Source organism: Streptomyces sp. NPDC058671 (genome assembly GCF_042716475.1).
Lineage (GTDB): Bacteria > Actinomycetota > Actinomycetes > Streptomycetales > Streptomycetaceae > Streptomyces.
The window spans coordinates 77,951-100,828 of record NZ_JBHXSA010000004.1 but is presented as its reverse complement, the minus strand read 5'-3'; the positions used below and the strand labels follow the sequence as shown (position 1 = coordinate 100,828).

The 22,878-nt window shown below is 70.7% G+C and carries 14 protein-coding genes and 1 pseudogene; 8 read left to right on the top strand and 7 right to left on the bottom strand.

Annotated elements, in window-relative coordinates:
• The 7 genes and pseudogenes from ACFWV2_RS06860 to ACFWV2_RS06830 form a co-directional block, all read right to left on the bottom strand.
• A partial coding sequence (locus ACFWV2_RS06860) for a discoidin domain-containing protein (RefSeq protein ID WP_384402765.1) occupies positions 1-1,073 on the bottom strand: 1,073 nt, incomplete at its 3' end.
• A gap of 129 nt (positions 1,074-1,202) precedes the next feature.
• Complete coding sequence (locus tag ACFWV2_RS06855; RefSeq protein ID WP_384402762.1) at positions 1,203-4,577, bottom strand: CARDB domain-containing protein; 3,375 nt, start codon at positions 4,575-4,577, stop codon at positions 1,203-1,205.
• Between the two features lie 272 nt (positions 4,578-4,849).
• A complete protein-coding gene (locus ACFWV2_RS06850) occupies positions 4,850-5,860 on the bottom strand; it encodes a LacI family DNA-binding transcriptional regulator (protein ID WP_384402759.1) in 1,011 nt (336 codons plus the stop codon).
• Positions 5,861-6,145: 285 nt separating this feature from the next.
• Positions 6,146-6,361: pseudogene (locus tag ACFWV2_RS06845) on the bottom strand (nicotinamidase); the annotation flags it as partial.
• 62 nt (positions 6,362-6,423) lie between these two features.
• Complete coding sequence (gene mscL / locus ACFWV2_RS06840) at positions 6,424-6,867, bottom strand: large conductance mechanosensitive channel protein MscL (RefSeq protein WP_384402757.1); 444 nt, start codon at positions 6,865-6,867, stop codon at positions 6,424-6,426.
• A 52-nt stretch (positions 6,868-6,919) separates the two neighbouring features.
• Entirely contained in the window at positions 6,920-7,162 is a 243-nt protein-coding gene (locus ACFWV2_RS06835; RefSeq protein WP_384402754.1) for an N-acetyltransferase, read from the bottom strand.
• Positions 7,163-7,356: 194 nt separating this feature from the next.
• Entirely contained in the window at positions 7,357-9,756 is a 2,400-nt protein-coding gene (locus ACFWV2_RS06830) for a ricin-type beta-trefoil lectin domain protein (RefSeq protein WP_384402751.1), read from the bottom strand.
• Between the two features lie 374 nt (positions 9,757-10,130).
• On the opposite strand from ACFWV2_RS06830, the gene ACFWV2_RS06825 reads away from it, so the two are divergent.
• From ACFWV2_RS06825 to ACFWV2_RS06790, 8 genes are all read left to right on the top strand, one after another.
• Positions 10,131-12,980, top strand: coding sequence for a carbohydrate-binding protein (locus ACFWV2_RS06825; RefSeq protein ID WP_384402748.1), 2,850 nt, complete (start codon positions 10,131-10,133; stop codon positions 12,978-12,980).
• Between the two features lie 37 nt (positions 12,981-13,017).
• On the top strand, positions 13,018-14,787 hold the full coding sequence (locus ACFWV2_RS06820; RefSeq protein ID WP_384402745.1) for a lectin: 1,770 nt from the start codon (positions 13,018-13,020) through the stop codon (positions 14,785-14,787).
• 321 nt (positions 14,788-15,108) lie between these two features.
• The gene (locus tag ACFWV2_RS06815) at positions 15,109-16,290 is read left to right on the top strand and encodes an ROK family protein (protein WP_384403265.1); all 1,182 of its coding nucleotides are present in this window, start codon (positions 15,109-15,111) and stop codon (positions 16,288-16,290) included.
• Between the two features lie 304 nt (positions 16,291-16,594).
• Positions 16,595-18,121: a sugar ABC transporter ATP-binding protein gene (locus tag ACFWV2_RS06810; protein ID WP_384402742.1), complete on the top strand. Its 1,527-nt coding sequence runs from the start codon at positions 16,595-16,597 to the stop codon at positions 18,119-18,121.
• Positions 18,118-19,149, top strand: coding sequence for an ABC transporter permease (locus ACFWV2_RS06805; RefSeq protein WP_384402739.1), 1,032 nt, complete (start codon positions 18,118-18,120; stop codon positions 19,147-19,149). The genes ACFWV2_RS06810 and ACFWV2_RS06805 overlap by 4 nt, the downstream gene beginning before the upstream one ends.
• Positions 19,150-19,298: 149 nt before the next feature.
• On the top strand, positions 19,299-20,351 hold the full coding sequence (locus ACFWV2_RS06800) for a substrate-binding domain-containing protein (RefSeq protein WP_384402736.1): 1,053 nt from the start codon (positions 19,299-19,301) through the stop codon (positions 20,349-20,351).
• Positions 20,352-20,482: 131 nt separating this feature from the next.
• The gene (locus ACFWV2_RS06795) at positions 20,483-21,739 is read left to right on the top strand and encodes a Gfo/Idh/MocA family protein (RefSeq protein WP_384402733.1); all 1,257 of its coding nucleotides are present in this window, start codon (positions 20,483-20,485) and stop codon (positions 21,737-21,739) included.
• A gap of 12 nt (positions 21,740-21,751) precedes the next feature.
• The gene (locus ACFWV2_RS06790; RefSeq protein ID WP_384402730.1) at positions 21,752-22,759 is read left to right on the top strand and encodes a sugar phosphate isomerase/epimerase family protein; all 1,008 of its coding nucleotides are present in this window, start codon (positions 21,752-21,754) and stop codon (positions 22,757-22,759) included.
• Positions 22,760-22,878 lie beyond the last annotated feature (119 nt).

Here is a 22,878-nt window from a genome sequence, read left to right as displayed (position 1 = left end):
AGGGTGTTGTTGGCGTAGATGTCGTAGCCGGTGACGGCGGTGTTGTCGGTGGAGGCGTTCCACACCAGTCTCACCTGGCCGGTCACGGGCTCGGTGAACGTCAGGTTCGCCGGGGCCGTCGGCGCCTGCGTGTCCCCGGTGCCGGGGCCGTAGACCTCCAGCTCGGAGAGCTGGGCGGCCGCCTGCACGGTGTTCGCCGTGACGAGGACCCGGACGTACCGGGCGGTGGTCGCGCCGAACGGGATCGTCACGGTGTTCTGGGCGGACGGCGTGAACTCGTACGCCTTCGACGTGGTGAGGTCGGTGAAGTCCGTGCCGTTGCCGCTGCTCTGGACCTTCAGGGTCTGGCTGCGCGCGCCCCAGCCGTCGGGCAGGCGCAGGACGACGCGGTCGACGCGGACGGAGGAGCCGAGGTCGGCCCGTAGCCACTGGGGCAGCTCGTTGTTGCGGCTCTCCCAGTAGGTGGCCTTGTTGCCGTCGTTGGCATTGCCCGGCACGTACACGTCGGTGTGGCTGCTCGCGGTGAGGGTCCTGCCGGCCGCCAGGTTCACCGAGGAGCCATCGGCGCCGTGCACCTCCAGTTCGGAGAGCTGGGCGGCCGGCCAGCCGGTGTTGGCGGTGATGTCGACGCGTACGAAGCGCGCCTGGGCGGCCGGGAAGCTCACCGTGACGGTGTTGCCGGCGCCGGGGCTGAAGGCGTACGTGGCCGAGCTCTTGAGGGTGACGAAGCTGGTGCCGTCGGCGCTGCCCTGCACGGCGAGCGTCTGGTGGCGGTTCTCCCAGCCCGCCGGCAGTTTCAGGACGACCTCGTCGATACGGGTGTTCGTACCGAGGTCGGCCTGGACCCACTGGGGGAGGTTCGAGCCGGAGCTCTGCCAGTACGTGCCCTGGTTGCCGTCGGTGATGTTGGCGGCCCCGTACTCGGGCAGGGCGCTGCTGGCCGCCGCGGGATCTCCCACGGCGATGTTGGGGCCCCCGGCGGCCTGGGCGGTCATGAAGGGACCGCCCAGGGCCAGCAGGCTCGTCGCGATCACGGCGCTCATGCTCCGTGATCTCCAGTTCTGGATTCTCATGTGTCCTCGATCTCGGCGGGGCGCGGTGGGGGAGGGGGCGCGCTGCGGGCGGGTCGCGGTGTGGACGGGGTCCGGCCACCGCCGTGGCCGGACCCCGTGGTCACGACGCCTCGGGCGCCGGTGACGGTGTTACGGGTTGTTGATGACGAACTGCGAGCCGGGCTCGACCAGGATGTCGCCCTCGGCCGAGTTGGTGATCGTCACGTTCGACAGGGTGGCGCTGCCGCGGGCGCCGCTCATCGCGAGGATGCCGGAACCGTTGTTGGACTTGTCGATCCGGACGTTCGTGATCCTGACGTTCGGCACCTCGCCGCCGCCGGTCTTGAACTGGATGCCGTCGTACGTCGAGTCGACGATGTCCGTGTCCCGGATGGTGACGCCCGGGATGGGCTGGCCCTGGGCGAACAGGGTGATGGCGCCGAACTCCTGGTCCTCGTTCCAGAACGCGCCGCCCGTGCGGTACAGGGCGTTGTTGGCGATGAGGGTCTGTCCGGAGAAGGGCAGCGGGTCGTGGTCGGTCGCCAGCATGATGCCGGGGTAGTTCATGGTGTCGGCGATGATGTTGTTCTCGATGGTGTTGCCGAAGCCGCCGTAGACCGCGATGCCGTTGGCGCGCCAGGGCAGTTGGATCGTGTTGTTGCGGAAGTGGTTGTTGGAGCCGATGTCCACCGAGGTGTCCTTGACGTACTTGCTCGCCCAGACGGCCAGCGCGTCGTCACCGTTGTTGCGGAAGGACGAGTTGTAGACGGTGGAGTTCCGGGTGCCGTTGGCGAAGTTGATGCCGTCGGCGTAGGTGTTGCGGACCCGCATGCCGCTGAACTCGACGCCGTCGCCGGGTCCCCACAGTTCGGGGATGTTGGTGTAGTCGCGCCCGGCCCAGACGCCGACGTTGGCGTGCTCGATCCACACGTTGCTGATCTTGGTGCCCTTGCCGAAGCGTCCGTTGAGACCGACACCGCCCTCTTCCTGGGCGTTGTTGCCCCGGATGGTGCCGGAGCCGAAGATGGCGATGTCGGAGATCTGGGTGTTGTGGTCGATGTCGAAGCCGAAGTTGCCCTCGTGCGGGTGGTTGATCCCGCCCGCCTGGTGCGGCGGGGTGAGGGTGTACAGCTGCGAGTGCCACATGCCGGCGCCGCGGATCGTCACGTCACGGATGCCGACCGTGTTGTAGATCCCCCGGTTCAGCGGGTCGTCGGTGAGGATCTTCTGCTCCTGGCGCCACTGGCCGGCCGGGATCCACACGCAGGGGATCTCGCCCTTCTGGTCGGCCGTCACCGCGCGCTGGATCGCGTCGGTGTCGTCGAGGCCGTCGTTGGGCACCGCGCCGTACTGGGTGATCGAGACGCAGCCGGCCGGCTGGGCCGCCGGGGGCGCGACCTGCTCCAGGTCGATCAGGTCGATGATGTAGAAGGAGGCCGTGTCACCGGCGTCCCGCTGCAGGCGGAACCTGGTGCCCGCCGGGTAGTTCTGGGACAGCAGCGCGTGGGACTCGTCGAACAGCCGGCGCGCGTCGGCCCCCGGCGCGTTCGTCAGACCCTCGGGGTCGTCCGTCTTCCCGTACAGCCAGCTGTGCTTCGACGACAGGGTGAGCTTGCGGACGAAGACGTCGTTCGCGTAGAGGCTGATCGTGGCCTGGGCGCCGCCGCCGGACGGGGCGTCCGGGATGGAGTTGCGTACGACGATGGAGTTGGACGCGTTGGTGGAGGTGAACTCCACGAACTGACCGGTCGAGTTGAGACGGACCGACTTGCGCCCCGAGGACTCGGTGGCGAAGTTGGTGTGACCGAAGGTGCGCTCGGCGTCGGCGGTGAGCAGGGTGCCCTGGTAGCGGGCGTCCTCCGCCTCGTACTCCGTGTACGGCACGGCCGCGCCCCGGCCCACGACGAGCGAACGGCTGAAGACGTTGTTGTTCTCGTTCGTCTCGGCCACGGTCGCGGTGGCGTCGGCCGTCGCGGTGAGGTTGACCCCTCCGCTCGCGGCGGTCCAGGTGCCGGAGATCGGCACGTTGACCGTCTGGCCGGCGGCGACTGCGGGGGTGGCGCCGTTGAGGGTGGTGGAGCCCGCGGTCAGACGCGTGACGGTCCCCGCCGCGACCCCGGTGGTGCCCCGGTTCTGGACCGTGGCCGTGAAGGAGACCTGCGCACCGACGGCCGGAGCGGACGGGTTCGGTGTGATCGCGGTGACCGTGAGGTCCGGGCCGGGGGCCTGGCCGACGACCAGCTTGGAGGAACCGGTCCGGCTGTTGTTGCTGTCGTCCTGCTCCACGACGGTGTTCGCCGGGTCGACGACGGCGGACACGGTGTAACTGCCCATCGCCTTCCTGCCGACGGGGACCTTGACGGTCGTGGAGGCGCCGGCGGCGAGTGCGCCGACCTGCGCGGTGCCCGCCACGGTGCCTTCGAGGCTGACGTTGACGGACGTGGCCGGGGAGGCGGCGGTCCCCGCGTTCCGCACGGTCGCGCTGACCTCGACGGGGTCCGTCTCCGAGGGGGAGGAGGGGGTCCACACGAGGTCGGTGACGGTGAGGTCGGGGTTGGGGGCGGCGGCGCCCACGACCTCGAACTCGGCGACCTGAGCGCCGGGAGCGCCGTTGTTGGAGAAGAACTTCAGCTGGAGGTCCGCGTACCGGCCGGTGACCGGGACGGTGACGGTGTTGCTCCCGGAGGACGGGCTGAACGCGTAATCGGCGCGGGCCTTGAGGGAGGTGAAGCCGGACGCGGACTGCTCGCGTCCGAGCACCTCGACGGCCTGGGTCCGCGGGCCCCACGCCTGGTCGGGGTTGAGCTTGATCCGGACCGCTTCGATGTCGGCGTTGGCACCGAGCTTCGCCGTCAGGGTCGCGGGGAGACCCGCCGACTCCCAGTAGGTGGCGGTGTTCCCGTCGTTGGCGTTGGCCGCCGTGTACGACTGGGTGAACGAGGAGGCCTCGATCGGTTTGTTGCGCGCCAGGTTGGTACCGGTCGGCGGGGGGTCGACCGGACCGCCGTCGTCCTCCTCGCCGAAGATCTCCAGCTCGGACAACTGGGCCGCGTTCCACCCGGTGTTGGCCGCCACCTGCACCCGGATGAAGCGCGCCGTGGTCGCGGTGACGGGGATGCTGACCGTGTTGGCGTTCGCCGGGTCGAAGGTGCGCGGACCCGACCCGGAGAGCGCGGCGAACGACGATCCGTCCGTGCTGCCGAGGACGCTCAGCGTCTGGACGCGGGATCCCCAGGAAGCGGGCAGCTTCAGCGCGACCCGGTCGACCTCGGTACGTGCCCCCAGGTCGACCTGCACCCACTGCGGGAACGCCCCGTTGGGGCCCTCCCAGTAGGACGCCTGGCTTCCGTCCGTCACGTTGCCCGCGACGTAGCCGCCGTTCGTACCGCCCGCACTGGCCGGCTTGCCCAGGGCCAGGTTCGGGCCCTCCACGGCATGAGCGGGAGCGGGGAGCATCCCCACGCCTATCAGACCCGCCATCACGGAGCCGACGATCACTCGTCGCCCCTGGTCTCTCAATCGCATGACGTCCTCTTCCTTCCACGGACATCGTGGAACATTTGACTGTCAGCAAGTCTTTTTGAGTTATTCAGTCAATCTTTTGCGATGACCGGGTGACAGGTTTCCGCCAGGTCACCACTTTGTCAACGGGGTGGGCACGACTGCTTCGTCGGCGTGGCGCGCGCACCTGGTCAACGCCCCGGCCGACCCCGCCGCCACGGCGTCCGGGCGCACGGACGAGGGGCCGGACCATGAGGTCCGGCCCCTGGGGGGCCGCGCGGGAGGGGAAGGGGGGTTCAGCCGGCGGACGGCGGGGCGGTCGAGCCCCGCACCACGAGCTCAGGCTCGAAGAGCAGCTCGCCGGGGTGTGTCCGCGTCCCCCGGATCTGGGCGTGGAGAAGATCGACGGCGGCCCGCCCCATCGCCTCGATCGGCTGCCGCACCGTCGACAGCGGCGGATCGGTGCAGTTCATGAAGGGCGAGTCGTCGAAACCGAGTACGGACACATCGGCGGGGACCACGAGGTCCCGCCGGCGAGCGGCCCTGACGGCGCCCAGGGCCAGTGGGTCGCTCGCGCAGATGACCGCGGTCACCCCGAGGTCCCACAGCCGGCCCGCCGCCGCCTGCCCGCCTTCGAGCGAGAACATCGAGCGCTCCACGAACTCCGCCGGCAGCGCCGTCCCCGCCGCGAGCGCGGATCCCGTCGCGGCGGCCAGCTTCCGGCGCGACGGGATGTGGTCCTCGGGGCCGAGGACCAGGCCGATGCGTTCGTGCCCCAGTGAGGAGAGATGGCGCCACGCCTGCTCGACCGCGGCCATGTCGTCACAGGAGACGCAGGGGAAATCGAGCCCCTCGATGGGCGCGTTGACGAGGACGACCGGGATGTCGCGCTCCGCCAGCTTCCGGTAGTGCCCGTGCGGCGCGTCGGCCTGCGCGAAGAGACCGCCGGCGAAGATGACACCGGAGACCTGCTGCTGTAGGAGCAGGTCCACGTAGTCGGCTTCCGAGACGCCGCCCCTGGTCTGCGTGCAGAGCACCGGGGTCAGCCCCTGCTGGGCCAGCGACCCGCCGATGGCCTCGGCGAAGGCCGGGAAGATGGGGTTCTGCAGCTCCGGCAGCACCAGACCCACCAGTCTGGCCCGCTCTCCCCGCAGCTGCGTGGGACGCTCGTAGCCCAGGACGTCCAGCGCGGTGAGCACCGACTGCCGGGTGGCCTCCGAGACCCCCGGCCTGCCGTTGAGAACCCGGCTGACCGTGGCCTCGCTGACTCCCACCTTCTTCGCCACCAAGGCAAGTCTTCGCGTCATTCGCGCAACTCTAGCGCAAGGAAAGTCAGTAAGTTGCGAAATCCTTGCTGCCTCAGTCTCGATCACGGGGAACGCGGCGCGGGCGGGTCAGAGCCGTCCGCGGGGACAGAGCCCGCTCCGGGGTCGAGGTGGGGTGTCGAGTGCGCCGCCCCTTCCCGACGCGCCAGGAAGGGGCGGCACACGCCGGCCGGAACCACCGTTCCGATGCCCACGACGTCGACCTCGCCGGCCCCGCGGGGTGCGCAGCCGGTCGCCGAGGGGAGTCCCTTCGGCTTCCGCGCCTTCCTTGAAGTCCGGGGTCGTCGAGAAGTGGCTTCCGGGGTCGATGTGGTGGTCGCGGGTGGCCACGACGTACGGGCAGTCCCCGCCCGCGCTCGGCTCCACCGGTTCGGCGATCGCACCGGCGATCCGCGCACCTCCCGCCACAGGGACACTGCCCCCCTCGCAGAAATCGTTCTGCACATCCACGACGACCAAGCGTCGCAGACGCGAGTCCGGCATCGGCACGGGTCGTCGGGTCGGGAACACAGGAACGCTGCCGGGGAGGGTGTGTACGAGGACGGTTACCCGGCGCGCTGAGTCGTCTCCCCGGCCTGTGCGGGTACGGCGGGCAGGGGGACGGTGCAGGAGGCGCATCGGCGGGCCAGGGCGGGGACCGGGCTGAGACATTCGGGACAGTCCCGCTTCGGGGCCTGGACGTCGTGGTGCGGGGCGAGGCGCTCGTGCAGCTTGTTGATCGGCAGGACGACCAGGAAGTACAGGGCGCCGGCGATCAGGAGGAAACTGATCGCCGCGTTGATGAAGGTGCCGTAGGGGAATTGGGTGGCGCCCACGGTGAAGGCCTTACGGCTCATGTCTCCGGTGACACCGGTGGCCAGTCCGACCAGCGGTGTCAGGAAGGCACCCACGAAGCCGTTCACCACGGCGGTGAACGCGGCTCCGATGACGATGCCGACGGCCAGATCGACCACGTTGCCGCGCAGGATGAAGCTGCGGAAGCCCTTCACCTTCTGACTCCTTGGTGTTGTCGACTTCGAGGGGCGGAGACCGACGGCGCTGTCATCCGCTGACGGGCGCCGGGTCGGACAGGGCCGGCGCATGCGGACACCGCGGGGCGGCGGTGGTCGGGGGAATGCGCGTCCGGCGCAGGGGATCGCCTGTGGTCCGCATCCGCAGTGTGCCGGGCCAGGCGAGTCCCGGGTGCCGGGACCGCACGTGGGAGAGCGCCCGGGTGCCCGGTCCGCTGCCGAGGAAGCGTTCGTCGAGCAGGGTGCTCGTGGGACGCGCGTCTTGTCCGTCCATGCACGTCGTGTGCCCCGGGCAGCGCGTCATACCCGCCCTGGATGTCGGATCACCGGCCTGCGGTCGGCACCGGCGGGTCGCCGCCGACGCTCCCCGCGCACCGGCCGTCCGTGTGCCCTCCGCGCGCACAGGTGCTCCGGTGGTCGGTGACGACCACCGGAGCACGGCCCGCTATGTCACCTCCCGGCTACCCGTCAGGGCAGCGTCCATTTCTGGTTGGGGCCGGTGTGGCAGGTCCACAGGTGGACGGCGGTCCCGTCGTTCCAGGTGCCGCCCGAGGCGTCCAGGCACTTCCCGGACTGCGGGTTGCGGACGGTCCCGTCGGTCCGGGGCTCCCACTTCTGGGCACCGGAACCGTTGCACGTCCACAACTGCACCCTCGTCCCGTCCGCACTGCCCCCACCGGACACGTCCAGACACTTGCCCAACGCCTTCACCGACCCGTCACCGGCCACGGTCCACCGCTGGGCAGCCGTACCGTTACAGGTCCACAACTGCACCTTCGTCCCGTCCGCACTCTGCGAATCAGCGACGTCCAGGCACTTCCCGCCGACGCCCTTCACCTCACCCGTGCCGGCGGCTGCGCCGGGCAGTCGGTTGAGCGTGTACCACGCCTCGGTGCTCCACAGGGACTCGCCGGAGGCGGAGCTGAAGGGGCGGGGAGAGCGGATGTGGACGACCCGGTCGGTCTTGAGGCCCGGGATCGCGAGGGTGACCGTCTTCCCGTCGGCGGAGAGACCCGCCGACTGCGCGGTGAGGGTCTCCTCGTCGACCTTCGGGCCGCCGTAGCCCGAGGTCGGCACGTAGCGCCACTGTTTGATCCTGTAGTGCTTGACGAGGTCGGCAGCGGTCTCGGCCGACACCGGCTGCGTGTACTCGAGCGCGAAGCCGCCGGGTACGGCCCGCATGGCGCGGATGTCGAAGGCGTTGGAGCCGTTCGGCGTGAGCTTCTGGAGGCCGTGCGCGAGCTTGCCCTCCTGGCCCCAGTTGCCGCCCGCCCCGAGCCCGCCGGCGTACAGCGCGCCGTCAGGTCCGACGCTGATCCGGGTGACACCGGCCTCGAGTCCCTGGGTGAGCCGGAAGACCGCGCCCTGGTACTCGCCGCCGACCTTCTCCAGATAGGCGCGCTGGATTCCGCCGTACGTGACGTCGCCGAACAGCATCTGGCCGGCGAACGGCCCCGTGGTCAGCTGAAGGGGTGTGCTCGGTGAGTTGGCGATCTCGTTCTGGGGCAGCCAGAGAACCGGCTTGGTCACGGACTGGGAGTCGAAGGGCCCGGCGGGGTTGGTGTAGTGGTTGAAGAACCGTCCCTGCTTGATGTGCACCAGCTTCGACGACGGCAGCCAGCCGCCCTGGTTGTCGGTGACGAAGATGCCGCCCTCGGGGCCCCAGCCGATGCCGTTGGGGGTGCGCAGCCCGCCGGCGACGTACGAGACCTCGCCGGTCTGCTTGTTGACCTTGATGGTGGTGCCGCGGTTGGCCGCCGGCTGCGGATCCGTGGTCGCCCCGCCGTAGTTGATGGAGACCGACAGGTTCAGGTAGAAGAACCCGTCCTGGTGGAGGAGGCCGAAGCCGAACTCGTGGAAGTTTCCTCCGAACGGCCAGGTGGCGACTCGCCGGTACTGGTCGGTGACCTCGTCGCCGTCGGTGTCGTTGAGCTCGGTCAGTTCGTGCTTCTGCGACACGTAGAGCTTGCCGTCGACGTGTTTGATCCCCATCGGCTCCTTGAGGCCCGAGGCGATCTTCTTGAAGGTGACCCTGCCCGGCCCGGTGCTTCCCGTGACGTTCGCCAGCAGGTAGACCTCGCCCGCCGTGTTGTTGCTGCCGCCCCACGTGGTCACGGCAAGACGGCCGTCCGGGAGCCAGTCCATCGCGGAGACCTGGGGCTCGAAGCCCGCGGGCCGGAGATCGGTGAGGCTGTAGTTGGGGTGCACACCGGCGAGCGGCAGGCCGTCGCCGGGCGAGTCCGTTCCGGCCTCGCACTCCTTGCGACCCGGCGCCGTCACGCGGACGACGTCGGCGTCCGTGCTGAGGGCCGTGTTCGGTACGACGGTGAAGGCGGAGGCGCCGGGAGGCTTCCAGGCCAGCGTCAGCTGCTCGCCGCCTCCCCGCTCGAAGTGCTGGATGCGCAGGGCGTGGTGACCGGACGTGAGGTCGAGTGTCGCCTCTTTGGGTTCCGGGCCGTGCAGACCGCCGTGGTCGATCACCAGCTGGTCGCCGATCCACAGGCGGGAGCCGTCGTCGCTGGTCAGGCGGAAGGTGTAGCTGCCGGAGCGGGGGGCGTTCAGGTTGCCGATGACGTGAGTGACGAAGTTGCTGTCCAGGCCGAAGTCGGCGGGCGAGGACCAGTCGACCACCGGCATCAGCTTGTCGATGTTGGGCGTCTGGCCCGTCTTGAGCGTGCAGATGTCGTTGAGCGGTACCTGGACGTCGAAGACGCGGAGGGTGACCCCCGGCTCCTGCGGGGGGAGGGCCGCGGCGGAGCTGTCGTCCGCCGGGGCCGGTGCCGACGACAGGCCGACGGCGAGTAAGGAAGCGAGGAGCGTTCCGGCCAGGCGTCTGCCCGGTCGGCGGGGATACAGCCGTGGATACACGTGACCTCCTGACGGCCCCTCGGGCACGAGGGACTCGTTCGGGTAATCGGGGGATCCACCGCTGCCGGGGCGCGCCGTCGTCCCGGTCACGGAGGCACCGGCGGGCGGGACGTGGGTCCGGTCCGCACCGCCGCGACCGACACAGTAGGGACTTCCCGCGACGCCGTCCATGCTTTGTCCCGAACGCAGAGAAAGTGGCGAGAACTTGTGCGGCTCGGGTTACGGACTCCGACAAACCGCGCTAGCTTCCTTGAAATGAACCGGTCATGCCATGGCAGGCCGGCCTCCCCCTACGGCGTGACGGCGCGCGCCCGTAGGCACGTCCGGCGGTCCGACGAGACTGCCGTCATCCCCCTCACCTCGGGAGATCTTCTGTGCGCACGAGAACGCTCAGACACCAGCGCGGCCGTTTCCTCCTGACCGTCCTGGCGTGCACCGTCGGATGCCTGCTCCCGGTGTCCCCGGCCGCCGCCTCGCACCCCCGGCACGACGAACCGGCGGCGGCGGCCGCTCCGGAGTTCCAGCAGGTCACACTCGCCAAGGGCGTGGCCGAGACGGGCGAGCCGATGACGCTCGCTGTGCTCCCCGACCGCTCCGTCCTGCACACCTCGCGCGACGGCACGCTCCGGCGGACCGATGCCGCGGGGACCACCACCGTGGCGGGCAGACTCGACGTGTACGGCCACGACGAGGAGGGGCTGCAGGGCGTCGCCGTGGACCCGGGCTTCACGTCCAACCGGCACGTCTACCTCTACTACGCGCCCAGGCTCAGCACGCCGGGCGGAGACGCGCCGGGAGACGGCACCAGCGCCGACTTCGCCCCGTACGACGGGGTCAACCGGCTCTCCCGGTTCGTCCTGAGGACGGACGGCACCCTGGACCTCGGCAGTGAGAAGAGGGTCCTGGACGTCCCCGCCTCCCGCGGCATCTGCTGTCACGTCGGCGGCGACATCGACTTCGACGCCGCCGGCAACCTGTACCTGTCGACGGGCGACGACACCAACCCCTTCGCCTCCGACAGCTACACCCCCATCGACGAGCGGCCCTCCCGCAACCCCGCCTATGACGCCCAGCGTTCCTCGGGCAACACCAACGACCTGCGCGGCAAGGTCCTGCGGATCAAGGTGAACGCCGACGGGTCGTACGCGATACCCAGCGGCAACCTCTTCGCGCCCGGCACCGCGAAGACCCGCCCCGAGATCTACGCGATGGGCTTCCGCAACCCGTTCCGCATGAGCGTCGACAAGGCCACCGGCATCGTCTACCTCGGCGACTACGGGCCCGACGCCGGCAGCGCCAGCCCCACGCGAGGCCCCGCCGGGCAGGTCGAGTTCAACCGGATCACCAGGGCGGGCAACTTCGGCTGGCCGTACTGCACCGGCGACAACGACGCCTACGTGGACTACAACTTCGCCACCGGCGCCTCCGGTTCCGCCTTCAGCTGCGCCGCTCCCAGGAACACCTCCCCGAACAACACCGGACTCACCGACCTGCCCCCCGCGCAGCCGGCCTGGATCCCCTACGACGGCGGCTCCGTGCCGGAGTTCGGCGGCGGATCCGAGTCCCCCATGGGCGGCCCGGTCTACCGCTACGACGCCGCGTCCACCTCCGCGGTCAAGTTCCCGCAGGAGTACGACGGCGACTACTTCGCCGGCGAGTTCGGACGCCGCTGGATCAAGCGCGTCGAGTCCGGCACCGACGGCGCCGTGCAGTCCATCAACGCGTTCCCCTGGAGCGGCACGCAGGTGATGGACATGGCCTTCGGTCCGGACGGAGCCCTCTACGTCCTCGACTACGGCACGGGCTACTTCAGCGGCGACGCCAACTCCGCCCTGTACCGCATCGAACACGTCACGGGCGGCCACGCCCCGGTGGCGCAGGCCAAGGCGAACGTCACGTCCGGCAAGGCGCCCCTGGCCGTCTCGTTCTCCTCGGCCGGCAGCTCCGACTCCGACGGCGACGCCCTCACCTACGCCTGGACCTTCGGTGACGGCGCCTCCTCCACCGCCGCCAACCCCTCCCACACGTACACCACGAACGGCCAGTACACGGCCACCCTCAAGGTGACGGACGCGACGGGCAAGTCCGCGACGGCCTCCACGCAGATCACCGTCGGGAACACCGCGCCCACGGTGACCCTCGACCTGCCCGCGGCCGGGAGCATCTACGACTTCGGCGCCGCGATCCCGTTCAAGGTGACGGTCACCGACCCGGAGGACGGCACCGTCGACTGCTCCAAGGTCAAGGTCACCTTCGTCGTCGGACACGACAGCCACGGCCATCCGCAGACCTCGACCACCGGGTGCTCAGGCACCTTGCGGACCCTGGCCGACGGCGAACACGACCCCAACGCGAACATCTTCGGCGTCATCGACGCCGAGTACACCGACAAGGGCGCGAACGGCCAGCCCGCACTGACCACGCACGACCAGCACCTCACCCAGCCCACCCACCGCCAGGCCGAGCACCACGGCTCCTCGTCCGGCGTCCAGGTGGTCACCCACACGCCCGCGCACGGCGGGCGGACCGTCGGCTACATCGACAACGGCGACTGGATCTCCTTCACGCCGTACGCGCTCGGCAACGTCACGCGGTTCACGGCCCGGGTCTCCTCCGCGGGCGCCGGCGGCACCATCGAGGTGCGCGCGGGATCCCCGACGGGGACCTTGCTCGGCACGGCGACCGTGCCGGTCACCGGCGGCTGGGAGACCTTCCAGGACGTGACCGCCCCGCTCACCGCCGGGCCGGCCGGATCGACGGTGCTGCACCTCGTCTTCAAGGGCGGCAGCGGTTCCCTCTTCGACATCGACGAGTTCTCCTTCACCACCTCCGCCGGGGGCGCGGGCACGGGTGAGGTGAAGGGCGTCGGCGGGAAGTGCCTGGACGTCGCTGATTCGCAGAGTGCGGACGGGACGAAGGTGCAGTTGTGGACCTGTAACGGTTCGAGTGCCCAGCGGTGGACCGTGGCCGGTGACGGGTCGGTGAAGGCGTTGGGCAAGTGTCTGGACGTGTCCGGTGGGGGCAGTGCGGACGGTACGAGGGTGCAGTTGTGGACGTGCAACGGTTCCGGTGCCCAGAAGTGGGAGCCCCGGACCGACGGGACCGTCCGCAACCCGCAGTCCGGGAAGTGCCTGGACGCCTCGGGCGGCACCTGGAACGACGGGACCGCCGTCCACCTGTGGACCTGCCACACCGGCCCCAACCAGAAGTGGACCCTTCCCTAGCCCAGACTTCCGTAGCTCAGAAAGGAGGCGACCTCACATGCGTACCTCTCTGAAAGCGACTCTCGGTCTGTTCGCCGCCGCCACACTCGCGCTGGCTCCGCAGGCCGTGGCCCTGCCCGCGGCAGCGCCGTCCTCCCTCCCCGCCCCGTCCTCCCACACCGCCGAACGGCTCGTGGCGGCCGACCCCGCGTACAAGATCCTCGTCTTCTCCAAGACCGCCGGCTTCCGGCACTCCTCGATCGACGACGGCATCGCCGCCCTGCGCGGCCTCGGCGCGGCGAACAACTTCACCGTCGACGCGACCGAGGACGCCCAGGCGTTCACGACCGGCAACCTCGCCCAGTACCGGGCGGTCGTCTTCCTGTCGACGACGGGCGACGTCCTCGACGGCGCCAGACAGACGGCCTTCGAGCAGTACGTGAAGGGCGGGGGCGGCTACGTCGGCATCCACGCCGCCGCCGACACCGAGTACGACTGGCCCTTCTACGAGGGTCTGGCCGGAGCGCTCTTCCACTCCCACCCGGCCATCCAGTCCGCCACCGTCCGGGTGGAGGACCGGGCGCACGACGCCACCGCGCACCTCGGTTCCAGCTGGCAGCGCACCGACGAGTGGTACAACTACCGCTCCAACCCGCGCTCCAGCGCCCGCGTCCTCGCCTCGCTCGACGAATCCAGCTACTCCGGCGGGAACATGGCGGGCGACCACCCGATCGCCTGGTGCAAGGACTATCAGGGCGGCCGGGCCTTCTACACGGGAGGCGGCCACACCGACGAGTCGTACGCCGAGCCCGCCTTCCGGCGACACCTGCTGGGCGGAATCCGGTGGGCCGCGGGCATGACCGAAGCCGACTGCCGTCCGGAGACCGGGTACACCTCCCTCTTCGGGGGCTCGTCCACCACCGGCTGGAAGCAGGCCGGGCCCGGCGGGTTCACCCTGGCGGACGGCACCCTCACCTCCCAGGGCGGCCTCGGCATGCTCTGGTACTCCGCGCAGGAGTTCACCGGCGACTACTCCGTCAAGCTCGACTGGAAGGCCGCCGGGGACGACAACTCCGGTGTCTTCCTCGGCTTCCCGGCCTCCGACGACCCCTGGTCCGCGGTGAACAACGGCTACGAGATCCAGATCGACGCCACGGACAGCGCCGACCGCACCACCGGTGCCGTCTACGGCTTCCGGTCCGCCGACATCGCGGCGCGGGACGCCGCGCTGAACCCGCCGGGGGAGTGGAACACGTACGAACTCCGGGTCACCGGCGAACGGTTGGAGATCTTCCTCAACGGCCGGAAGATCAACGACTTCACGAACACCGACCCGGCCCGGAGCCTGCGCCAAGGCCACGTCGGTCTCCAGAACCACGGGGACGGCGACGACGTGTCCTTCCGCAACATCCGGGTCAAGCACGGCGGTGGGCAGCAACCCGGCCCCCGCACGGGTGAGGTGAAGGGCGTCGGCGGGAAGTGCCTGGACGTCGCTGATTCGCAGAGTGCGGACGGGACGAAGGTGCAGTTGTGGACCTGTAACGGTACGGCTGCCCAGCGGTGGACCGTGGCCGGTGACGGGTCGGTGAAGGCGTTGGGCAAGTGTCTGGACGTGTCCGGTGGGGGCAGTGCGGACGGGACGAGGGTGCAGTTGTGGACGTGCAACGGTTCCGGTGCCCAGAAGTGGGAGCCCCGGACCGACGGGACCGTCCGCAACCCGCAGTCCGGGAAGTGCCTGGACGCCTCGGGCGGCACCTGGAACGACGGGACCGCCGTCCACCTGTGGACCTGCCACACCGGCCCCAACCAGAAATGGACGCTGCCGTGACATGGCTGCGTGACGTGAGGCTGTCCTGAGGTGAATCCGTGCTGCCCGGTCGGAACTCGGCCGGGCAGCGCCTCAGCGGGGCAGCGTGAGGGCCGCGGTCGCACCGGCCGACCATCTTTTTCCTGACTACGGAAAAAGTACCCCCACATTCGTGCGCAAGTTCTTCCCCGCCAGGGAATCCGCTGCTACGTTCCCCTCGAAAGCAGACGGACCACGGAGAAAGTCCCGCCTTCGGGGACGATCACGCGGCCCGTCACCCGGACCGCGCCGACCACCCGCGGCCGGAACCGGACAGCAGGGGAGGAGGGGGACGTGCGACGCATGACGGCTCGACCCGGTAACGCACACCAGGCGCGGCTGCTCCGGCTGCTGCGCGACGGCGGGCCCCACTCACGTGCCCAGCTCGGCGACCTGGTCGACCTCTCCCGCTCCAAGCTCGCCGTGGAGGTGGACCGGCTCCTGGAGACGGGCCTCGTCATCGCGGACGGTCTCGCCGCCTCCCGCGGCGGGCGCCGCTCGCACAACCTGCGGCTCGCCCCCGGCCTGCGCTTCCTCGGCGTCGACATCGGCGCGACCTCGGTCGACGTCGCCGTCACCAACGCCGAACTGGAGGTCCTGGGCCACCTCAGCCACTCCACGGACGTGCGCGAAGGCCCCGTCGCGGTCTTCGAGCAGGTGCTGTCGATGGTCGGCAAGCTCAGGTCACTGGGGCTGGCCGACGGCCTGGACGGCGCCGGCATCGGCGTCCCGGGTCCCGTCCGCTTCCCCGAGGGCGTCCTCGTGGCACCGCCGATCATGCCAGGCTGGGACGGCTTCCCCGTCCGTGAGGCGCTCAGCCAGGACCTGGGTTGCCCCGTGATGGTCGACAACGACGCGAACCTGATGGCCATAGGGGAGCAGCACGCCGGAGTCGCCCGGTTCGTGGACGACTTCCTGTACGTCAAGATCGGCACCGGCATCGGCTGCGGCGTCGTCGTCGGCGGCGAGGTCCACCGTGGCGCGACGGGCAGTGCCGGCGACATCGGGCACATCCAGGTCGACCCGGAGGGCCGGGCCTGCGGGTGCGGCAACAGGGGCTGCCTGGAAGCCCACTTCGGCGGATCCGCACTCGCCCGTGACGCCGAGGACGCGGCGCGCGGGGGCACATCGGCCGAGCTCGCCGCCCGGCTGGAGACCCTCGGCAGGCTGACCGCGGAGGACGTCGCCGCCGCGGCCGCCGCGGGTGACCCGATCGCCCTGGACCTCATCCGCGCGGGTGGTGACCGGGTCGGCCAGGTCATCGCCGGACTCGTCAGCTGCTTCAACCCCGGCATGGTCGTCATCGGCGGCGGGGTGACGGGCCTCGGGCACAGGCTGCTGGCCAGCGTGCGCACCCAGGTGTACCAGCGCTCCCTGCCACTGGCGACCAGGAACCTCCCCATCGTCCTCGGCGAACTCGGCGCGACCGCCGGCGTGATCGGCGCGGCCCGTCTCATCAGCGACCACGTGTTCTCACCGGCCTGATCCACGCAGGCCGGCACCGCCCCCGCACGCCCTGTCAGGCCGTAACACCCGTAGTACAGGTACTACCCGCACCACCCGCCCCGCCGCAGCACCAGCAGCGCACCGGCGCCGGACACCACGCCGTACCGGCCGCTCCAGCACCACGCGCAGCCGTACCACCAGCAACGCCCCGGTCGGCCGGCGGCGAGTCCGTCGTACCACCGCGACCCCACCGAGCCGCGAGACGCTCCGCTCCGTCCTCCACGCCCCACCCGTCGTTTCGTCAGCCCTGCCCGCTCACGGCCGCACCCGCCGAGGAATCGCCATGGCACACGAACCACCCCTGCTCACCATGTCCGGCATCACCAAGTCGTTCCCCGGTGTCCGCGCCCTGGACGGCGTGGACCTGGAGGTCCGGGCCGGAGAGGTCCACTGCGTCCTCGGTCAGAACGGTGCCGGGAAATCCACCCTCATCAAGGTCCTCGCGGGCGCCCACCGGCCGGACGGCGGGCGGATCACGTGGCGCGGCGAAGAGGTCGCGCCGGCCTCCCCGATCGCCGCGATGCGTCTCGGGATCGCTACCATCTACCAGGAACTCGACCTGGTGGACGGGCTGTCCGTGGCCGAGAACGTCTTCCTCGGTCACGAGCCCACCTCCGCACGCTTCGTCGTCCGGGCAGGGGCCGCCCGCGACGCGACCGCCCGACTCCTCCGCCGCCTCGGTCACGACGAGATCGACCCGGCGCGTCCCCTCGGCGAACTCTCCGCCGCCCAGCGCCAGATCGTGTCCATGGCCCGCGCGCTCTCCCACGAGGTCCGGCTGATCGTCATGGACGAGCCGTCCGCGGCCCTCGACCCGGAAGAGGTGAACAACCTCTTCCGTACGGTCGGTGACCTGACAGCCGAAGGCGTCGCCGTCGTCTACATCTCCCACCGCCTGGAGGAGATCCGCCGGATCGGTGACCGCGTCACCGTCATCAAGGACGGCCGGACCGTCGCCGGGGGTCTCGCCGCGAAGTCCACCTCCACGGACGAGGTCGTCCGGCTGATGACCGGCCGCACGGTCGAGTACGTCTTCCCGGAGCGCCCCCACCGGACGTTCGACCCGGCCGCCACCGCGCCCGTCCTGCGGGTCGAAGGGCTGGCGCGCGAGGGCGAGTTCGCGCCCGTCGACCTGGAACTGCGGCCGGGGGAGATCGTCGGCCTCGCCGGCCTGGTCGGCTCGGGACGCAGCGAAATCCTGGAGACCGTCTACGGGGCACGCCGGCCGACCGCCGGGCGGGTTCTCGTCGACGGGGTCCCCCTGCGGCCCGGCAGCGTCCCCGCCGCCGTCCGCGCCGGCATCGGCCTCGCCCCGGAGGAACGCAAGGCTCAGGCCCTGCTGCTGATGGAGTCCGTCACCCGCAACGTCACGGTGTCCACGCTCGCCAGGTACGCGCGCGGCGGCTGGCTCGACCGGCAGAAGGAGCGGGCCGCCGCCCGGCGGGTGACCCGTGAGCTCTCCCTGCGGCCCGACAACCCCGACACCCCCGTCCGGACCCTGTCGGGCGGCAACCAGCAGAAGGCGGTGCTCGCCCGCTGGCTCCTGCGCGGCTGCAAGGTGCTGCTGCTCGACGAGCCGACCCGGGGGGTGGACATAGGCGCCCGCGCCGAGCTGTACGCCGTCGTCCGGCGGCTGGCCGACGAAGGTCTCGCCGTCCTGCTCGTCTCCAGCGAGGTGCCCGAGGTCCTCGGCCTCGCCGACCGCGTCCTGGTGGTGCGCGAAGGCAGCGTCGTGCACGCCTGTGACGCCCGGGAGCTGGACGAGCACCGCGTACTCGATCTCGTGATGGAAGGAAGTCCGACGGCATGACGCACTCAGCCACTCCGGCGGGGCAGGACGCGCCCGTCGCACCCGCCCCCGCCGCGCCGCACGGGAAGACCCCGGCGTTCCGGCCGTCGGGTCTCCGCCCGGACGTGCGCAGTCTGTCCCTGCTCGGTGTCCTGGCCGTCCTGGTGCTGGTCGGTGGGGTCACCAAGCCCGCCGAGTTCCTCGCCACGAGCAACCTGCAACTCGTCCTGACCCAGGCGTCCGTCATCGGCGTGGTGACCGTGGGCATGACGTTCGTCATCACCAGCGGCGGCATCGACCTGTCGGTGGGCGCGATCGTGGCCCTCGCCTCCGTCTGGGCCACCACGGTGGCGACGCAGGAGTACGGGTTCACCGGCATCCTCTTCACCGCGGTGATCGTCGGTGTCGGCTGCGGACTCGTGAACGGGCTGCTCGTCGCCTACGGCGGCATGGTCCCCTTCATCGCCACCCTGGCCATGTTCGCCTCCGCCCGGGGACTCGCGCTGCAGCTCACCGACGGCAAGACGCAGCTCGTGACCGTCGACTCGGTGCTCGACCTCGGCGTCAAGGACGCCTACATCCTCGGCGTACCGCCGCTCGTCCTCGTCTTCGCGGCCGTCATCGTCGTGGGCTGGCTCCTGTACAACCGCACGACGTTCGGGCGCAGGGCGGTCGCCGTCGGCGGCAACGCGGAGGCCGCCCGTCTGGCCGGCATCGACGTACGCCGTCAGCGCCTCTACCTCTACCTCCTTTCAGGCGTGTGCTGCGGCATCGCGGCGTTCATGCTGATCGTGCTGGCCGGCTCCGGACAGAACACCAACGGCAACCTCTACGAGCTCGACGCCATCGCCGCGGCCATCATCGGCGGCACGCTGCTCAGCGGCGGACGCGGGACGATCGTCGGCTCGGTGCTCGGCGTCCTCATCTTCACGACGATCACCAACATCTTCGCCCTGAACAACCTGGAGAGCGCTGTCCAGCAGATAGCCAAGGGCGCCATCATCGTGGCCGCCGTCCTCGTCCAGCGCCGCACCCTGCGAGACGGCTGACACCGCGCTTCGCGGACCCCCGGCACCTCCCGGCCCGCCACGCTCCCCCCCGTCACCGTCCCCCGTTCCCCCGGACCCGTGCGTCGGCACCCACGCCCGGTCCCGGCACATCCCGCGTCCGACCGCCCAGTTGAAGAGGTGGCTCCACCATGCCCGAGACCCCCATCCCCAGCCGCAGAGGACTGCTCTTCGGCACCGCCGCCGTCTCCGCCGGAGCGCTCCTGACGGCCTGCACCAGCAACGAACCGAAGAACCAGGCCGCTCCCAGCGCCGCCGGCAACGCGCCCGTGGCCGACGAGAAGCCCGGCAAGGCCGTCACCATCGGCTTCGCCGGACCGCAGGCCGACCACGGCTGGCTCAACGCCATCAACCAGAACGCCAAGGACCGCGCCAAGAAGTACGCCGACGTCACTCTGGAGATCACCGAGGGCTCCAACGACACCGCCGCCCAGATCGGCCAGATCCAGACCCTCATCAACAAGAAGGTCGACGTCCTGGTGATCCTGCCCGCCGACGGCAAGGCCCTCACCCAGATCGGCCTGCAGGCGATGGCGGCCGGCATCCCCGTCGTCAACCTCGACCGCGTCTTCGGCTCCCCGCAGGCGTACCGCTGCTGGATCGGCGGCGACAACTACGGCATGGGCCTCAACGCCGGCCGCTACATCGGCGAGAAGCTCAAGGGCAAGCCGAACGCCAAGGTCGTCGAACTCGCGGGGCTGGACAACCTCGAACTCACCAAGCAGCGTACGCAGGGCTTCGACGACGCCCTCAAAAACTATCCCAACATCACCAAGGTCGCCCGCCAGGCCGCCGAGTTCACCGTCGAGTCCGGCCAGGCCAAGATGGCCCAACTGCTGCAGGCACAGGGCCAGTTCGACGCCCTGTGGAACCACGACGACGACCAGGGTGTCGGCGCCCTGCGTGCCGTCGCCCAGGCCGGCCGCAAGGACTTCCTGATGGTGGGCGGCGCCGGCGCCAGGTCCGCCATGGACGCCATCAAGGCCGACGACAGCGTCCTGAAGGCCACCGTGCTCTACCCGCCGACCATGGCCGCCTCCGCCATCGACCTCGCCCGCGCGCTCGGACAGGGCAAGGGGATCGGCGGCATGGCGGAGCTGGAGATCCCCTCCTCCGTGACCCTGTACTCGGCCGTCGTGACCAAGGACAACGTCGACGACTACCAGCCCACCGGCTTCAACTGACGGGGACACGCCCGCCCGGTCGGGCGCCGGCGGCCCGACGCCGCCCCGCATCCGCCCGGGCCCCGGCTCCCGAGCACCACGGAGCCGACATCTCCACCGGCCGCCGCGGCCGGTACCGCGAGAGGAGAGCCATGAAACAGAGGCACAGCGAGACCACGCAGCCGACACTCGGTGTCGGCCTGATCGGATACGCGTTCATGGGCGCCGCCCACTCACAGGGGTGGCGGACCGCAGGCCGCGTCTTCGACCTGCCGCTGCGCCCCGTACTCGCCGCCGTGGCCGGCCGGGACCGCGCGGCCGTGCACGCGGCGGCCGACCGCCACGGCTGGGCGGCGGCGGAGACCGACTGGCACGCGCTCGTGACCCGTGACGACGTCCAGCTCGTCGACATCTGCACCCCGGGCGACAGCCACGCCGAGATCGCCATCGCGGCACTGGACGCGGGCAAGCACGTGCTGTGCGAGAAGCCACTCGCCAACTCCGTCGCCGAAGCCGAGGCGATGACCGCCGCGGCCGAACAGGCCCGCGGCCGCGGCCAGGTGGCGATGGTCGGCTTCAACTACCGTCGCGTCCCCGCGATCACCCTCGCCCGCCGTCTCATAGCGGAGGGACGGATCGGCGCCCTGCGTCACGTACGGCTGACCTATCTCCAGGACTGGCTCGTCGACCCCGACTTCCCGCTGACCTGGCGACTGGAGCGGCAGCACGCGGGCTCTGGCGCCCTCGGGGACCTCGGAGCGCACATCGTCGACCTCGCACAGTTCCTGGCGGGGGAGCCGCTGGTCGGGGTCTCGGCGCAACTGGAGACCTTCGTGAGGGACCGCCCCCTGCTCACCGGCGTGTCGACGGGGCTGAGCGCGGCCGGCGGCCCCGAGCGGGGTCCCGTCACCGTCGACGACGCGGCCGTGTTCACCGGCAGACTCGCGTCCGGGGCGCTCGCGACCTTCGAGGCGAGCCGCATGGCACCCGGCCGCAAGAACGCCCTGCGACTGGAGGTCAGCGGCGAACTCGGCTCCCTCGCCTTCGACCTGGAACGCCTCAACGAACTGCTCTTCCACGACCACCGGGAACCGGCCGCCACCGCCGGCTTCCGCAGGATCCTCGTCACCGAGGCCGACCACCCGTATCTGGAGGCGTGGTGGCCGCCCGGCCACGTCCTCGGCTACGAGCACACCTTCGCCCACCAGGCACGCGACCTGGTCATGGCCATCGCCACGGGCACGGACCCCCTGCCGTCGTTCGCCGACGGTCTCCAGGTCCAGCGCGTGCTCGCCGCGGTGGAGGAGAGCGCCGCGCGGAACGCCGTCTACACGCCCGTCCCCGACCCCGCCGGCGCCCCCCCGTCCGGCCCGGCCACCCAGGCCGCGCGCACCGAGGCCAAGGTCTGAGGAGGAGATCCCATGCCCCGTCCGTTCACCCTGTTCACCGGCCAGTGGGCCGACCTGCCCCTGGAGGAGGTGTGCTCGCTGGCGCGCGACTTCGGCTACGACGGGCTCGAACTCGCCTGCTGGGGGGACCATTTCGAGGTCGACCGGGCCCTGTCCGAACCGGGCTACCTGGACGGCCGGCGCGCGCTCCTGGACAAGTACGGCCTCCGGTGCTGGAGCGTCTCCAACCACCTGGTCGGCCAGGCCGTCTGCGACGACCCCATCGACGAGCGTCACCGAGGCATCCTCCCCGCCCGGATCTGGGGGGACGGCGAGCCGGAGGGGGTGCGCCGACGGGCCGCCGCCGAACTGAAGGACACCGCCCGGGCCGCCGCCGCCTTCGGCGTCGACACCGTCGTCGGGTTCACCGGCTCCTCCATCTGGCACCTCGTGGCCATGTTCCCGCCCGTCCCCGAGCACATGATCGACCGGGGGTACGAGGACTTCGCCGAGCGCTGGAACCCCGTCCTCGACGTCTTCGACGCGGAGGGCGTCCGCTTCGCCCACGAGGTCCACCCCAGCGAGATCGCCTACGACTACTGGACGACGAAGCGGGCCCTGGAGGCCGTCGACAACCGGCCCGCCTTCGGCCTCAACTTCGACCCGAGCCACTTCGTCTGGCAGGACATCGACCCGGTCGGCTTCCTCTACGACTTCCGGGACCGCATCTACCACGTCGACTGCAAGGAGTCCCGCACCCGCCTCGACGGCCGCAACGGCCGGCTCGGCTCCCACCTGCCGTGGGGCGACCCGCGGCGCGGCTGGGACTTCGTCTCGGCCGGCCGCGGAGAGGTCCCCTGGGAGGACGTCTTCCGTATGCTCCGCTCCATCGGCTACGGCGGCCCGATCTCGGTCGAGTGGGAGGACGCCGGCATGGACCGGCTGACGGGGGCTCCCCAGGCGCTCGCCCACCTCAAGCGGTTCGACTTCGACCCGCCGAGCGCCTCGTTCGACGCCGCGTTCTCCGGACGGGACACGTAGCTCCCTCCGTACGCCGAATCCGCGGCGCACCCCCGCGCAGAGGGGTCACCCATGAGCGGCGGCGGGCGAGGGGGCGCCGTACCCCCCGCCCGCCGTCTTCACCAGCGCACCAACCGACA

What these genes read in the sequence shown, in the direction of transcription:
- ACFWV2_RS06855 (WP_384402762.1), bottom strand. Translation starts at nt 4,577, where the DNA reads ATGCGATTGAGAGACCAGGGGCGACGAGTGATCGTCGGCTCCGTGATG.
- ACFWV2_RS06850 (WP_384402759.1), bottom strand. Translation starts at nt 5,860, where the DNA reads ATGACGCGAAGACTTGCCTTGGTGGCGAAGAAGGTGGGAGTCAGCGAG.
- ACFWV2_RS06835 (WP_384402754.1), bottom strand. Translation starts at nt 7,162, where the DNA reads ATGGACGGACAAGACGCGCGTCCCACGAGCACCCTGCTCGACGAACGC.
- ACFWV2_RS06820 (WP_384402745.1), top strand. Translation starts at nt 13,018, where the DNA reads ATGCGTACCTCTCTGAAAGCGACTCTCGGTCTGTTCGCCGCCGCCACA.
- ACFWV2_RS06815 (WP_384403265.1), top strand. Translation starts at nt 15,109, where the DNA reads ATGACGGCTCGACCCGGTAACGCACACCAGGCGCGGCTGCTCCGGCTG.
- ACFWV2_RS06810 (WP_384402742.1), top strand. Translation starts at nt 16,595, where the DNA reads ATGGCACACGAACCACCCCTGCTCACCATGTCCGGCATCACCAAGTCG.
- ACFWV2_RS06805 (WP_384402739.1), top strand. Translation starts at nt 18,118, where the DNA reads ATGACGCACTCAGCCACTCCGGCGGGGCAGGACGCGCCCGTCGCACCC.
- ACFWV2_RS06800 (WP_384402736.1), top strand. Translation starts at nt 19,299, where the DNA reads ATGCCCGAGACCCCCATCCCCAGCCGCAGAGGACTGCTCTTCGGCACC.
- ACFWV2_RS06795 (WP_384402733.1), top strand. Translation starts at nt 20,483, where the DNA reads ATGAAACAGAGGCACAGCGAGACCACGCAGCCGACACTCGGTGTCGGC.
- ACFWV2_RS06790 (WP_384402730.1), top strand. Translation starts at nt 21,752, where the DNA reads ATGCCCCGTCCGTTCACCCTGTTCACCGGCCAGTGGGCCGACCTGCCC.